The organism is Parviterribacter multiflagellatus (assembly GCF_056863265.1).
The window spans coordinates 65,446-77,927 of record NZ_JBXPIZ010000007.1 but is presented as its reverse complement, the minus strand read 5'-3'; the positions used below and the strand labels follow the sequence as shown (position 1 = coordinate 77,927).

At 74.9% G+C, this 12,482-nt stretch carries 15 protein-coding genes; 6 read left to right on the top strand and 9 right to left on the bottom strand.

Annotated features, from left to right (window positions below; translation table 11 throughout):
• Nucleotides 1–5 precede the first annotated feature (5 nt).
• From AC1UE5_RS15910 to AC1UE5_RS15900, 3 genes are read right to left on the bottom strand one after another with little or no spacing between them, the layout of a single operon-like run.
• The gene (locus AC1UE5_RS15910) at nucleotides 6–779 is read right to left on the bottom strand and encodes a thioesterase family protein (RefSeq protein WP_482925212.1); all 774 of its coding nucleotides are present in this window, start codon (nucleotides 777–779) and stop codon (nucleotides 6–8) included.
• Nucleotides 776–1,192, bottom strand: a complete 417-nt coding sequence (locus tag AC1UE5_RS15905; protein ID WP_482925210.1) for a DUF3052 domain-containing protein — start codon at nucleotides 1,190–1,192, stop codon at nucleotides 776–778. Before AC1UE5_RS15905 ends, AC1UE5_RS15910 begins: the two co-directional genes overlap by 4 nt.
• Before the next feature lie 22 nt (nucleotides 1,193–1,214).
• Nucleotides 1,215–2,012 (bottom strand): alpha/beta fold hydrolase, encoded by a 798-nt coding sequence (locus AC1UE5_RS15900; protein ID WP_482925208.1) that lies wholly within the window; start codon nucleotides 2,010–2,012, stop codon nucleotides 1,215–1,217.
• A 67-nt stretch (nucleotides 2,013–2,079) separates the two neighbouring features.
• Between AC1UE5_RS15900 and AC1UE5_RS15895 the strand changes: the two genes are divergently transcribed.
• Both AC1UE5_RS15895 and trxA read left to right on the top strand, forming a co-directional pair.
• A complete protein-coding gene (locus AC1UE5_RS15895) occupies nucleotides 2,080–2,454 on the top strand; it encodes a nuclear transport factor 2 family protein (RefSeq protein ID WP_482925206.1) in 375 nt (124 codons plus the stop codon).
• Nucleotides 2,455–2,486: 32 nt separating this feature from the next.
• Nucleotides 2,487–3,227: a thioredoxin gene (gene trxA, locus AC1UE5_RS15890; RefSeq protein ID WP_482925204.1), complete on the top strand. Its 741-nt coding sequence runs from the start codon at nucleotides 2,487–2,489 to the stop codon at nucleotides 3,225–3,227.
• A 1-nt stretch (nucleotide 3,228) separates the two neighbouring features.
• Here trxA and AC1UE5_RS15885 read toward each other — a convergent pair whose 3' ends face one another.
• Together AC1UE5_RS15885 and dinB are read right to left on the bottom strand one after the other, a co-directional pair.
• Complete coding sequence (locus AC1UE5_RS15885) at nucleotides 3,229–4,041, bottom strand: alpha/beta fold hydrolase (RefSeq protein WP_482925202.1); 813 nt, start codon at nucleotides 4,039–4,041, stop codon at nucleotides 3,229–3,231.
• 30 nt (nucleotides 4,042–4,071) lie between these two features.
• Nucleotides 4,072–5,133, bottom strand: a complete 1,062-nt coding sequence (gene dinB, locus AC1UE5_RS15880; protein WP_482925200.1) for a DNA polymerase IV — start codon at nucleotides 5,131–5,133, stop codon at nucleotides 4,072–4,074.
• An 86-nt stretch (nucleotides 5,134–5,219) separates the two neighbouring features.
• On the opposite strand from dinB, the gene AC1UE5_RS15875 reads away from it, so the two are divergent.
• On the top strand, nucleotides 5,220–5,867 hold the full coding sequence (locus tag AC1UE5_RS15875; RefSeq protein ID WP_482925198.1) for a DedA family protein: 648 nt from the start codon (nucleotides 5,220–5,222) through the stop codon (nucleotides 5,865–5,867).
• On the opposite strand, the gene AC1UE5_RS15870 is transcribed toward AC1UE5_RS15875, so the two are convergent.
• The 3 genes from AC1UE5_RS15870 to AC1UE5_RS15860 form a co-directional block, all read right to left on the bottom strand.
• A complete protein-coding gene (locus tag AC1UE5_RS15870) occupies nucleotides 5,803–6,456 on the bottom strand; it encodes a septal ring lytic transglycosylase RlpA family protein (RefSeq protein WP_482925196.1) in 654 nt (217 codons plus the stop codon). The genes AC1UE5_RS15875 and AC1UE5_RS15870 overlap by 65 nt on opposite strands.
• A 454-nt stretch (nucleotides 6,457–6,910) precedes the next feature.
• Nucleotides 6,911–8,041, bottom strand: a complete 1,131-nt coding sequence (locus AC1UE5_RS15865; RefSeq protein WP_482925194.1) for an amidohydrolase family protein — start codon at nucleotides 8,039–8,041, stop codon at nucleotides 6,911–6,913.
• Nucleotides 8,042–8,061: 20 nt separating this feature from the next.
• The gene (locus AC1UE5_RS15860; RefSeq protein ID WP_482925192.1) at nucleotides 8,062–8,646 is read right to left on the bottom strand and encodes a sigma-70 family RNA polymerase sigma factor; all 585 of its coding nucleotides are present in this window, start codon (nucleotides 8,644–8,646) and stop codon (nucleotides 8,062–8,064) included.
• Between the two features lie 136 nt (nucleotides 8,647–8,782).
• Here AC1UE5_RS15860 and AC1UE5_RS15855 point away from each other — a divergent pair, with 136 nt between their 5' ends.
• Genes AC1UE5_RS15855 through AC1UE5_RS15845 form a run of 3 tightly spaced genes read left to right on the top strand, consistent with a single transcriptional unit; the run spans nucleotide 8,783 to nucleotide 12,043 of the window.
• A complete protein-coding gene (locus AC1UE5_RS15855) occupies nucleotides 8,783–10,270 on the top strand; it encodes a WS/DGAT/MGAT family O-acyltransferase (protein ID WP_482925190.1) in 1,488 nt (495 codons plus the stop codon).
• Nucleotides 10,267–10,704: a DUF3105 domain-containing protein gene (locus tag AC1UE5_RS15850; protein ID WP_482925188.1), complete on the top strand. Its 438-nt coding sequence runs from the start codon at nucleotides 10,267–10,269 to the stop codon at nucleotides 10,702–10,704. The genes AC1UE5_RS15855 and AC1UE5_RS15850 overlap by 4 nt, the downstream gene beginning before the upstream one ends.
• Nucleotides 10,646–12,043, top strand: a complete 1,398-nt coding sequence (locus AC1UE5_RS15845) for a TolB family protein (RefSeq protein WP_482925186.1) — start codon at nucleotides 10,646–10,648, stop codon at nucleotides 12,041–12,043. Before AC1UE5_RS15850 ends, AC1UE5_RS15845 begins: the two co-directional genes overlap by 59 nt.
• On the opposite strand, the gene AC1UE5_RS15840 is transcribed toward AC1UE5_RS15845, so the two are convergent.
• Nucleotides 12,040–12,420, bottom strand: a complete 381-nt coding sequence (locus AC1UE5_RS15840; protein WP_482925184.1) for a PaaI family thioesterase — start codon at nucleotides 12,418–12,420, stop codon at nucleotides 12,040–12,042. The two genes, AC1UE5_RS15845 and AC1UE5_RS15840, sit on opposite strands and share 4 nt — an antisense overlap.
• Between the last annotated feature and the right edge of the window lie 62 nt (nucleotides 12,421–12,482).

Sequence of the window (12,482 nt, the reverse complement as noted above, 5' to 3'; positions counted from 1 at the left end):
CGAGCCTACGCGTTGCGCCGATCCACGTAGAGCGTCTGCAGGGCGGTGCCGATCGCGCCGCGCCGGTCGTGGAGCGTCGAGACGGCCAGTCCGCTGCCGTCGGGCTGGAGCACGGTGCGCGCGTCGAGACCGACCCACTCGCCTTCCGGGTCGCGATGCAGGTGGACCGTGAGGTCGGTGTTGACGAAGAGCCACTCGTCCCAGTCGACGACGCGGCTCGCGCCGTTGCCGAAGTCGGCGGCCGCGCAGGCGCGCTGGGCGGGACTCGGGGCCTCGGCGTCGACGAGCGGCTCGGCGAGGCGGAACCACCCAGACGCCGGCCCGTTCTCGTACAGGTGCCCGCCGGTGAAGCGGATGTCCATCCCGGTGCCGCCGAACGACTCGCCGCCCGGCATCTGGAGCCGCTCGACGCTCTGCGGCTCGCTCGTCAGCGGCGCGGGCGGATCGCCCTCCGGGACGTCCGGGACGTCGCCGCGGCGAAGCATCATCGCGCGCGCCTTGGCCGCCGCGCGCCCGCCGGCGTGGATCTCCAGCTCGAGCAGCTGGAACCGACGCCCCGGCTTGACCACCGCGCCCTCGACCGCCAGCGGCGCCAGCGGGATCGGCCCGAGGAACTCGAGCGTCAGGCGGGCGAGCCGCATGCCGGGCGCGAGCCGCTCGGCCTCGCGCGCCAGCAGCCCGGCGGGCGCGCCGCCGTGGAGGGCGTTCGGGTCCCACGGGCCGCGCGCGTGCCCGGTCGGGACGTAGCGCCCCGGCTCGTCGCCGCTCTGGAAGATCACGGCCGCTGGGCCTTCGGGACGACGAGCTTGAGGCCCGACCAGGTCGCGTCGATCGCGCAGACCTTCACGTCGACCAGGCCGCGGTCGAGGACCACGTCGCGGATCACGTCCTCCGTCACGTCGGTCGGGACCTTCGACGCCTTCTTGGGCCACGCGATCCACGCGGCGCCGGCGGGGAAGATCGCCGCGCGCAGCTTCGGCGTGCGTTCCTCGAGCGTGCTGCGCTCGGTCAGGAACTGGACGAGCAGGTCGAGCGGCGGTCGCAGCGCGCGGAGCACCGTGACGCCCGGCGGCAGCTCGCCGACGAGCGCGTCGAAGTCGTCCGGCGCGCCGAGCCAGGCGACGCGCGTGCCCTCCTTCAGCCCCAGCTTCCTCGCCAGCGGCGTCCCCGAGTACCCGGCGGTCGCGACCATGCGCGGCAGCCTAAGGGACGGCTCAGACCGTCGTCCGGTCCGCCAGCTCGGCGATCACGCGCGACAGCTGACCGCCCTGCCAGGCGAGCGGCGACTTGCCCTCCTCCTCCACCACGAGCGTGGCGCCGGGGATGAGGCGCGCGTACTCCTGACCGACGGCGAGCGGGTGGCCGGGGTCGGCCTCGTCGCGATCGGCGACGACGACCGTCGGGGCGGCGACCTCGCGCAGGTCCTCCAGGGCGGCGAACGGCGCGCTGCGCGGGACGACGCGGAGGGCGTCCGCGACCGCCTCGGGGTGCGCGTGGGCGGAGAGGCGCTGCCGGACGACCTTCACGATCGTGTCGCGCCACTGCGGGGGCGCGCCGTCGTCGCCGTACGCCTCCACGAAGCCCTCGACGCCGCCGGTGCGCAGACCCTCGGACAGGCGGTCCCAGCGGGCGAGGCGCTTGGCGTGCGTCAGCTCCTCCGGCACGTACGCGGGCGTGATGACGACCAGGCCCGCGACGCGGTCGGGGTGGTCGAGCGCGACCTTCAGCGCCGTGTGGGCGCCCATCGACGCGCCGGCGAGCACCGCGCGGTCGATGCCCTTCGCGTCGAGCACCGCGATCAGGTCGTCGGCGAGGTCGGCGTACTCGTACGCGTCGGGCGTCGGCGCCGGCTCGGACTCCCCGTGCCCGCGCGCGTCGTACGCGATGACGCGGTGGCCGGAGCGCTCGAGGGCGCGCGAGCCCATCACCACGTACCTGCGGGTCGCCGTCAGGCCGTGCAGCAGGACGACGGGCGTGCCGTCGCCCGCGTCGTCGATCGCGAGCCGGGACATCGCTCGGAGCGTAGTCCGTACCTCCCGCGCATTGACCTCGTCCCCGGCGACTGCGAGGGTGCTGGACGTGACCTCGCTCCGTCCCGACGAGACCATCCGCCTCCTCTTCGAGGCGCGGAGCGCGAGCGATCTCGTGCGCATCATGTCCCTGCTCGACCCGGGCGTGGTGCTCGTCGGGCGGGAGGGCGAACCGGGCCTGCTGGGCGCCGACGCGGTCCAGCTCCACCTCCAGCGCCAGCTCGCGGCGGGCATCCGCGTGGAGGCCGAGGCGCACCGGATCGTGGTCGACGGCGACCGCGTGCACGTCACCGGCCGCCGGCGCGTGTTCGAGCGCGGCGCGCTGTCGGACTCCCCGGCCGCCTGGGCGTTCACGGTGCGCGACGGGGTGGTCACGCGGATCGAGCCGCTGACCGCTGCGACGTCGCTGGAACGCGTCGCGTAGGACGCCTGCGGGCGCGTCGTAACCTGCGGTCCATGACGGTCATCGACGTCACGGACGCGACCTTCCAGGCCGAGGTCATCGAGCGTTCCAAGCAGCTGCCGGTCGTCGTCGACTTCTGGGCCGACTGGTGCGGGCCGTGCAAGCAGCTCGGGCCGCTGATCGAGCGCAGCGCCAACGCGCGCGAGGGCGACGTCGTGCTCGCGAAGCTCGACACGGACGCCAACCAGCGCACCGCGGCCGAGTACCGCATCCAGAGCATCCCCGCCGTGAAGGCGTTCAAGGACGGCAAGGTCGTCGCCGAGTTCGTCGGCGCGCAGCCGCCCGCCAACGTCGAGGCGTTCTTCGACAGCATCGTGCCGAGCGAGGTCGACCGGCTGGTCGCCGCGGGCGACGAGGCGTCGCTGCGCCGCGCGGTCGAGCTCGAGCCGTCCCGCGCCGCTGCCGCCGTGCCGCTCGCGCGGCTGCTGCTGGGCCGTGGGGAGCGCGAGGAGGCGCAGCGCCTGGTCTCCAACGTCGCCGGCTTCCAGGCCGAGGGCCTCGCGGCCCGCATCCGGCTCGAGGACCGCGGCGAGCCCGACCTCTCCGCCGCCTGGTCGGCGCTCGACGCGGGGGACCACGAGAAGGCGGTCGACGCGCTGATCGCCGCGCTGCCCGATTCCGACGGCGCGAAGGACGACATCCGCCAGGCGGTCGTGGCGATCCTCGACGAGCTCGGAGTCGAGCACCCGCTGGCGCGCGACGCGCGCCGCCGCCTGGCCGCGGCGCTCTACTGATCTAGGTCGCGGCCGCGCCCGCGCGGGCGTGGTCGCGGACGAGCCGCGCGCTCTCGTCGGGGCGCTCGAGCCAGAACAGGTGGCCGACGCCCTCGAAGATCTCGAGCCGCGCGCTCGGGATCGCACCGGCGATGAGGCGGCCGTTCTGCACGGGCAGCATCGCGTCGTCGGTGCCGTGGAGGACGAGCGTCGGCGCGGTGATCTCGGCGAGGCGCGCGAGCGTGTCGTGGCCGCCGATGGCCTGCATCTGGCCCATGATCACGGCGATCGGGACCGGCAGCTGGACCGCCGGCTCGCGGAACGTCGCGTACGCGTCGTCGTCGGCGGCGGAGGTCTCCGACACGTTGACCGCCCACATCGCGCGCATCGCCTGCTCGCGGTCGCCGCTCGCCCAGCCGGCCTGGATGCGCTCGAGCGTCGACTGGGGCGCGAGCGCGCTCCCCTCGCCGCCGCTGTAGCTGCACCCGATCGTCAGCGTGCGGACGCGCTCGGGGTGCCGCAGCGCGAGCTCCTGCGCGACCATCCCGCCCATCGAGATGCCGAGCACGTGCGTGGACTCGAGCTCGAGCGCCTGCAGTAGGCCGGCGGCGTCGTCGGCCAGGTCGGCGATCGAGTACCCGGCCCCGGTCGCGCTCGACCTCCCGACGCCGCGGTGGTCGTACACGGTCACGGTGAAGTCGCGCGCGAGCAGCTCCAGGAACCGCTCCCCCCACGTCAGGTGCGTCCCGCTCATCCCCATGATCAGGAGGAGCGGCTCGCCCTCCCCGCGCTGCTCGTAGTGCAGGTCGTGTCCGTTGACGCTCACGCTCGGCATAGGCCGTGCAACGTATCGGCTTCGTGTTGCTCACACCGGCAGCGCGAGCTGGCCCGCCGCCTCCTCCGGGCGCTGCTCGCCGTGGTCGAGCGACGCGACCCGCACGCCGAGGAGGCGGACCGGGCGGGCGGGGGCGTACTCGCGCAGCAGCTCGAGCGCGACGTTGCCGACGATGCCGACCTCGTTCGTCGGCGCGGCGATCGTGCGCGCGCGGGTGACCGTCGTCCAGTCGTCGAGGCGGACCTTGATCGCGATCGTGCGACCGCGGCGCTCCTGCCGGCCGAGGCGGCGGCACAGCTCCTCGGCGAGCTTGCCCAGCCGCTCCTCGATCTCGGCGGCGTCGGCGATGTCGTGGTCGAAGGTGCGCTCGCACGACTCGCTCACCGCGAGCCGGTGCGTCGTGATCGTCTCGGAGCCGTAGAACTGCGCCCGGCGGATGAGGTCGGGGCCGTGGTTGCCGCCGAAGTGCTCGCTCAGCACGCTCTCGTCCGTCGCCGCGAGCTGCCCCAGCGTCGTGATGCCGAGCTTCTCCAGCCGCGCGACCGTCTTGGGCCCGATGCCCGGCACGAGCTTGGGCGGCGCGTCCGCGAACCGCTCGCACGCCTGCTCACGCGAGAGCACCACGAACCCCGCGGGCTTCTCGGCGTCCGACGACACCTTCGCGACGAGCTTGTTCGGCCCGATCCCGACCGACACGGTCAGCCCGGTCGCGGCCTTGATCTCCTCCACCATCCGCCGCATCGCCGCGCGCGGCGCGAGCAGCCCGTCGAGATCCAGGTACGCCTCGTCGAGGCCCACGATCTCCACGCGCTCGACCTGCGCGCGCACGATGTCCATCACCTGCTGGGACTTCTCGCGGTACGCCTTGAAGTCGGGCGGGATGAGCACCGCGTGCGGGCACAGGCGCAGCGCGCGCGACGTCGGCATCGCGCTCCCCACGCCGTACTGACGCGCCTCGTACGACGCGGTCGTCACCACCGCCCGCGGCCCGTCGCCGGACACGATCACGGGCTTGCCGCGCAGCTCCGGCCGGCGCAGCAGCTCCACGCTCGCGTAGAAGGCGTCGACGTCGATGTGGGCGATCCGGGCCATCGCGGGACACGAACACTAGTTCGCGCGCGGACGGATCGCGCGAACCGTTCACATCATCGCGCGCGCGGGCAGCGACCCTGCGCCGGATGGACGCGACCGGCCTCGAGCTCGACTCCGTCTGGAGCTACGTGCTCGGGGCGCTGATCGTCGCCGCGGAGGGGCTGTTCCCCATCGTCCCCGGCGAGACGGTGCTGATCGGCGGGTCGGTGCTCGCCGCGCGCGGGGAGGCCTCGCTGGCCGGGGTGCTGATCGCGACGGCGATCGGGGGCCTGCTCGGCGACAACCTCGCGTACTGGCTCGGCCGGACGCTCGGACGCCGGGCGAGCGGGCGGCTGTTCCGTTCCGCGCGGGCGCGCACGAAGCTCGCGGACGCGGCGGTGCTGATCGAGCGGCGCGGCCGGACGGTCGTGGTCGTCGGCCGGTTCGTCCCGAACGGGCGGACCGCGACGACGTTCGCGTGCGGCGCGCTCGGGATGCCGTGGCGCCGGTTCCTCCCCGCCGACCTGCTGGCCGTGACGCTGTGGAGCGTCGTCGCGGGCGGCGCCGGCTACCTGGGCGGGGCGACGCTGGGGACGAGCGCACCGCTGGCGATCGCCGCGGTGCTGCTCGCCCTCCTGCTGGTCGCGACGGCCGGCGGGTGGGCCCGCCGGCGCGTCGTCAGGCGTCGCGCTAGTGCGCGACCAGGACCGTCCCCGTCGACCCGAAGCCCAGTCGGGCCTTCGTCGCCGCGGTGAGGTCGAACTCGCGCGCGCCGACGTACGGCCCGCGGTCGATCACGGACGCGCGCACGATGCGGCTGCCCTTGCGCAGCACGAGCTTCGTGCCGCACGGGAGCGTCTTGTGCGCGACGCCGACGGTGCCCGGGGTGAGCGTGCCGCCGCAGCTCAGCGAGTTCCCGTACAGGCCGGGGCCGTACCAGGACGCGAGCGCCGGGCGGTAGACGTTGAGGCGCCCGAGGGTGCGGCGCGCGGGGCGCAGGAGCTTGTCGCCGCCGAAGCGGACCCGCACGCGGGCGGTGTCGACGCTCTTGGCGCGGTACGAGACCGTGAAGCGCCCGGACTTGGTCGTCTTCGCGCGGTCGATCGTCTTCCACCCGTTCCCGCCCTGGCGCTCGAGCGTGACGGTGCGTCCGCCGCCGGCCTGGGACAGGCGGCCGGCGACGCGCGCACGCCGCCCGGCGCGGACGTTGAGCTGCTTGCGGGTGACCGTCAGCCGCACCTGCGACTTCGGGGCCGCTGCGGCGGATGCCGCGGGGATCTGCTGCTGTGCCGGCGCGGGGGCCGGAGCCTGGGCGCTCGCGGCGGTGTGCCCGGCCGCGAGCATGGCTGTGCTGAGCGCGCCGAGCCCGACCAGGGCACGAGCACGCGGAGACTTCTGCCTCAGGATGAGGCACCTCCTTGTGGGGTAGCGGTGCGCCTACGGGGTGAGCTGACGGGCTCGCGACGCCGTGCGCGCCGCTACGCCGGGATCACCCGGCGATTCGCCCCATGCCGCGCCCGGCCTCGATGACCGTGGTGCGGCGGTGGGTCCCCCGTCCGGCCTCCGTGCATCGGGAGACCGGCTCGGCTGATACGAACCAACGTTCGGTCAGGCTACCCACGACCCTTGTCGAAACTGTGCGTCAAGGCACAGTCTCGTCCCGCCTGTTGTGCGGGAACGGTCAAGGCGTGCGCGCGGCGGGTTCTGGGTAACGCGCTCGGCTGCGGCGTGCGGGCGGGGGTCGTCGCCCTTGCACGCCGCACTTCTTCGTCGTCGGCCGGCGACGCCGGCGCGCGCGTCAGGGGAGCGGAAGCGCGGGGGTGCCCGTCAGGATCTGCGCCGCCATCGCGCCGTAGAGCGCGACGCCCGGACGGTCGGAGGGCTGGGAGAGCTGGGACTGGGACGCGGCCGCCAGCTCGTCCGCTGCCGCGGCGACCGGGTGCGCGTCGAGCCGCTGCAGCGCGAGCCGCGCGAGCGACAGCGCCTCGGCCGGGTCCGCGCCGCGGAAGCCGAGGTTGCAGGCGATGCCGAGGTAGGTCGTCGCGCGCTCGAAGCCGAGGTCGCGCGGGCCGAGCTCGCCCGCACCCGGCGCGGGCCCGAGGTCGAGCGGCGGCCGGCCGGCGAGGAGCCCCACCAGGTTCTCCCCCGCGATCGCCGCCAGCGTCGCCGCGGGCAGCCCCACGGCGCCGCCGCACCGCAGCATCGCGAACCCGTGGAAGAGCGCGCTCCCGTACGGCAGGTCGCTCGCGTAGAGGATCTGCCCCGGCCGCACGCTGCTGAACAGCGCCAGCAGATCCGCGACCTGCCACCACGCGGTGTCGAAGTAGAGGTTGTCGAGCTCCGCCGACGCGGGCGCGATCCAGCCCAGCTCGCTGATCCCCGCGTGCGCGAGGATCACGCGCACCGACGGGAACGCGCGGCACAGGTGCACGACCTCCTCGCCGAGGTTCGGGATCCCCCGGCCGGCGTGGAAGAGCATCGGGCCACCGCCCCGCTCCGCCAGCAGCTCCGCGAGCGCGTCGATCACCGGATGCGGCAGCCCGAACTCGTCCGACCGCGGGTGCAGCTTCAGCCCCACGGCCCCCGCATCCAGCGCGCGAGCGGCCTCCGCGACCGCGTCCTCGTGCCCCGGCGCGACCCGTGCCAAGGCGTCGAAGCGCCCGCCCGAGTCCGCCGACACGCGCGTCACCCAGTCGTTCGCCGCCCGGTAGCCGTCCGGCTCGTGCATGGGGAACACGAGCGCCCGCGCGTGGCCGCCGCGGTCGAGCCCCGCGAGGATCTCCTCCGGATCGGCCTCGAAGCCGTCCGGATCGTGGTGCCCGATGTGCGTGTGCGCGTCGGACCACTCGACGTCCGCCGGCAACAGCGCCCGCGCGGCGTCGTAGTGCGGCCTGATGATGTCGTCGTACGGCTCTCCGGGTGCCCGCATCCGGCGGGCAACCTACCCCGTCAGGCGGCGATCGGAGCCTGGTCGCCGACGAACCGGGTGGACGGCAGCGCGGTGACCGGCTCGGCGTCCAGCACCGCCCGAAGCCGCGCGAGCCCGAGCCGCAGCCGGCTCTTCGCCGTCCCCAGCGGCACGCCCGCCGCCCGCGCGATCTGGCTCGCGGTCAGCCCGCCCCAGTACGCGAGCACGATCGCCTCCCGCTGCAGCTCCGGCAGCTCGCGCAGCGCGGCCTGCAGCCGGTCGCGGTCCTCGTGGCGCTCGGCCAGCACGGCCGGCCGGTCGTCGTCCGAGCGCGCGCGGTCGCCCTGCTCCACCACCACCGACAGCCGGTCGCGCGCCCGCCCCGCCGCCTGCGTCTCGCGCCACAGGTCGAGCGCCCGCGAGCGCGCCATCAACCGCAGGTACGAGGCGAGCTCGCCCCGCCGCGCGTCGTACTTGCCGGGGTTGCGCCACACGCGCAGGAACACGTCCTGCGTGACGTCCTGCGCCCGGGCGGGATCGCCGAGGATCCGCAGCGCCGCGCCGTACACGCCGCGCGCGTGGTCGTCGTACATGCGGGTGAACGCGACGGGGTCGGTGAGGTCCATGGGGCGGGTCCTTCGGGGCGAGGGATGGGCTGCGTCGGTGATGCCCGTTGATCCCGAACTCTACACGTCGTGTTGAAAGTTGTGCGCGTTTCTGTTGAAGGTTGCGCGCGGGGGTCGGACCGGCGACGATCAGCGCGTGCCGCGCAACCCCGATCGGCTGACCGCCCTCGACACCGCGTTCCTCCACATCGAGGACTCCGGGACGGGCCAGCCGGCGCACATGCACGTCGCGTCGGTGATGACGTTCGACGGCCCCGCGCCCGAGTACGACGAGCTGCGGGAGGCGATCGAGGCGCGCCTGCACCTCGTCCCCCGCTACCGCCAGCGGCTGACCGCGATCCCGTTCGGGCAGGGCCGGCCGGTGTGGGCCGACGACCCGCACTTCAACCTCCGCTACCACCTGCGCCACAGCGGGCTGCCGGCGCCAGGGACCGACGAGCAGCTCATGCGGCTGGCCGGCCGCGTGTTCTCCCAGCGCCTGGACCGCAACCGTCCGCTGTGGGAGCTGTGGCTCGTCGACGGCCTGGACGACGGCCGGTTCGCGATCATCGCCAAGACCCACCACGCGCTGGTCGACGGCGTGTCGGGGGTCGACATCGCGACCGTCCTGTTCGACCTCGAGCCCGAGCCGCAGACGCCCGACGGCGCGCGCCCACGCACGCCGCGCCCGTGGACGCCCAAGCCGCCGCCGACCCGCGCACAGCTGCTCGCCGACGCGCTGCTGGAGCGCACGACCGTCCCGAGCGAGGGCGCCCGCGCGCTCCGCGCCGCCACGCGCGGCCCGCTGCGGACCCTGCGCTCCGTCGCGAGCGGCTCGGCCGCGCTGGGCGAGACGCTGTGGACGGCGATCCGGCCCGCGCCCTCCACCCCGCTCAACGTCCCGATCGGCCCGCACCGCCGGTACACGTGGGTCGACGCGAGCGTCCCGGAGTTCAAGGCGATCAAGGACGAGCTGGGCGGCACGCTCAACGACGTCGTGCTGACCGTCGTGACGCTCGCGCTCGGCCGCTGGCTGCGCCGCCACGACCACCCGACCGGGGGGCTCGTGCTCCGCGCGCTCGTGCCGGTGTCGGTGCGGGCGGACGTCGAGCGGGGCGCGCTGGGGAACCGCGTGAGCGCGATGTTCGCGCCGCTGCCGGTCGGCGAGGAGGACCCCGAGACCGCCCACCGGCGCGTCCACGAGGCGATGGCGGGGCTGAAGGAGTCCGGCCAGGCCGTCGGCGCGCAGACGATCACCCAGCTCGGCGACTTCGCGCCGCCGACGATCCTCAGCCAGGCCGCCCGCCTGCAGCGGCGCCAGCGCTGGTTCAACGTCGTCGTGACGAACGTCCCGGGCCCGCAGTTCCCGCTCTACATCCTTGGCCGCCGGATGCTGCACCTCTACCCTGTCGTGCCGCTGGCGCAGAACCAGGCGCTCGGCATCGCGATCATGAGCTACGACGGCACCCTCGGCTTCGGCCTCCTCGGCGACTACGACGCGATGGCGGATCTCGACGATCTCGCCGGCGACGTCCGCCGCTCCATCCGGGCCCTGGCGACTGCGGCCGGCGTCCAGCTGCGGGACGCGCGCGGGCTGCGCCGCGGCCGCGACCGCTCGCGCCGGACGACGAGCGTGCGCGCGTGAAGCGCGCGGGTGTCGCGCTGGCCACGGTCGTGGTCGCGCTCGCGGGGACGATCGGCCTGATCGCCTTCTTCCAGTCGCGCGACGACGCGGGCATCGGCTCGGAGGGCGATGCGGCCGCCGCCCCGGAGTCCGCCCCCGGCGTGAACGCGCCCGACGAGACGGACGAGCGGCTCGCCAAGGGGAACGTGATCCTCACCTACCGCCGCCAGGCCGACGGCGTGAAGCTGCGGGCGCTGGCCGAGGACATCGCCGGCCCGCCCGACGCGGCGCTCGAGGACGTCGGCCAGTCGGTGATCGTGCTGCGGCGCCCGAACCAGTCCGCGGGGCAGGTCGTCGCGCATGCGAAGGAGCGCAGGCTGGTAGTCGAATCGGCAGATGACCCGCAGGTGCGCACCTTCGTGGAGTACTTCCTCGGCCGCGCGGCGGTCGAGTAGCGCGGCGCTCCTCGCGCTCGCCTGCGCAGCGCTGCTCCCCGCTCCCGCCGGCGCGGCGTTCCCCGGTGCGAACGGCCGCCTGGTGTGGTCGAGCGAGCAGGACCTGTGGACCGACGCCGGGCGCCTCACCGCGACGCCCGGGCTGGAGGAGGCGCAGGCGTCGTGGTCACCGGACGGCACGCGGCTCGTGCTGCGGTCGGGCAGCACGGCGGCGCCGCCGTGGCACGTCGACGTGCTCCGCGCGGACGGCGGCGGGCGCACGACGGTGGGTGGGAGCGCGTTCCACGAGACGCAGCCGGGCTGGTCGGCCGAGGGGACGCGGATCGTGTTCCGCCGCTCGGTGCCCGGCGAGGCCCTGAGCGGCGACGTCTGGATCATGGACGCGGACGGCACCGACGCGCACGCGCTGGTCGCCTCGCCCGAGGACGAGCGCTACCCGGTCCTCTCCCCCGACGGGACGCGCCTGGCCTTCACACGCAACAGCGGCGGGAACACGGACATCTGGGTCGCGGGCGCGGACGGGAGCGCTCCGGTGCGGGTCACGAGCGGCCCGGAGCGCGACTCCGCGCCGTCGTGGTCGCCGGACGGCGGGCGGATCGCCTTCGAGCGCGGGCCGGCGGAGAACGGCGCGGGGAACGAGATCTGGACGATGGCCGCGGACGGCTCGGACCAGCGACGGCTGACGTTCGACGCGACGCTGGACGAGGGCCCGGCGTGGTCGCCGGACGGAACGCAGATCGCGTTCACGTCCGCGCGCGACGGGACGTCCGACATCTGGCGGATGGGCGCGGACGGGTCGGGCCCGGTGCGGGTGAGCGGGCCGCTGCCGGGGACCCAGGAGTCGCCGGAGTGGCAGCCGCTGCCGGCCGCACCGGCGCCCACGCCCGTCGTCTCCTCCTCACCGCCCGCGAGTCCGCCCGTCGCCGCACCGTCGTCGTCGAGCGTCAACGCGGACCGCGACGCCGACGGCCTCACGCGCACGCAGGAGGCCCGCCGCCGCACCTCCGACCTCGACCGCGACTCGGACGACGACGGCCTGGCCGACGGCCGCGAGCGCACGACCAGCCCGCGCCGCTTCGACACCGACCGCGACGGCCTCTCCGACGGCGTCGAGCAGGGCGTCCGCCGCCCGGTCGCCGACCCGCCCGGGCCCGTGCGCGGCACCGACCGTCGCCGCTTCCGCCCAGACCGCGATCCCCGCACGCGCACGAACCCCCTCCGGCGCGACACCGACCGCGACGGCCTCCGTGACGGCCGCGAGGACACCGACCGCGACGGCCGCCTCGACGCCGGCGAGTCCGATCCTCGCCGCCGGCTGGGTGCTGCCCGCCCGCGCTAGCGGACCGCGATCGTCATCCGCGTGAGCGCGCACCGGCGCCCCGCGTCGTCCGTGATCTCCACGTCCCACACCCACGTCGTCCGGCCGCGGTGCAGCCGGCGCGCGGTCGCGTGGACGGTGCCCTCGGTGATCGGGCGCAGGAACGACGTGGCGTTGGACAGGCCCATCGCCTGCTCGCCGTCCTTGGCGACCGCCATCGCGGTGGCCATCGAGGCGAGCGACTCGGCGATCGCCGCGTAGAGCCCGCCGTGCACCAGGCCCATCGGCTGCTTGACCTCGTCGCGGACGGGAACCGAGGCCGTGGCCTCCTCCTCGCCGATGTCATGGATCTGCAGTCCGTACAGCGCGTCGAACGTCCGCTCGAAGGGGACAGCCATCTCGAGTTCCACGCTCGCGCACCTTAACGTTCTGTGGAGCTACGAGGTCCCGCCGCCGCAAG

Bases quoted from the DNA above. Each gene is read 5' to 3' on its own strand.
- AC1UE5_RS15905 (WP_482925210.1), bottom strand. From the start codon at position 1,192: ATGGTCGCGACCGCCGGGTACTCGGGGACGCCGCTGGCGAGGAAGCTG.
- AC1UE5_RS15865 (WP_482925194.1), bottom strand. From the start codon at position 8,041: ATGCGGGCACCCGGAGAGCCGTACGACGACATCATCAGGCCGCACTAC.
- dinB (WP_482925200.1), bottom strand. From the start codon at position 5,133: ATGGCCCGGATCGCCCACATCGACGTCGACGCCTTCTACGCGAGCGTG.
- AC1UE5_RS15840 (WP_482925184.1), bottom strand. From the start codon at position 12,420: ATGGCTGTCCCCTTCGAGCGGACGTTCGACGCGCTGTACGGACTGCAG.
- trxA (WP_482925204.1), top strand. From the start codon at position 2,487: ATGACGGTCATCGACGTCACGGACGCGACCTTCCAGGCCGAGGTCATC.
- AC1UE5_RS15845 (WP_482925186.1), top strand. From the start codon at position 10,646: ATGACCCGCAGGTGCGCACCTTCGTGGAGTACTTCCTCGGCCGCGCGG.
- AC1UE5_RS15860 (WP_482925192.1), bottom strand. From the start codon at position 8,646: ATGGACCTCACCGACCCCGTCGCGTTCACCCGCATGTACGACGACCAC.
- AC1UE5_RS15885 (WP_482925202.1), bottom strand. From the start codon at position 4,041: ATGCCGAGCGTGAGCGTCAACGGACACGACCTGCACTACGAGCAGCGC.
- AC1UE5_RS15870 (WP_482925196.1), bottom strand. From the start codon at position 6,456: ATGCTCGCGGCCGGGCACACCGCCGCGAGCGCCCAGGCTCCGGCCCCC.
- AC1UE5_RS15900 (WP_482925208.1), bottom strand. From the start codon at position 2,012: ATGTCCCGGCTCGCGATCGACGACGCGGGCGACGGCACGCCCGTCGTC.
- AC1UE5_RS15875 (WP_482925198.1), top strand. From the start codon at position 5,220: ATGGACGCGACCGGCCTCGAGCTCGACTCCGTCTGGAGCTACGTGCTC.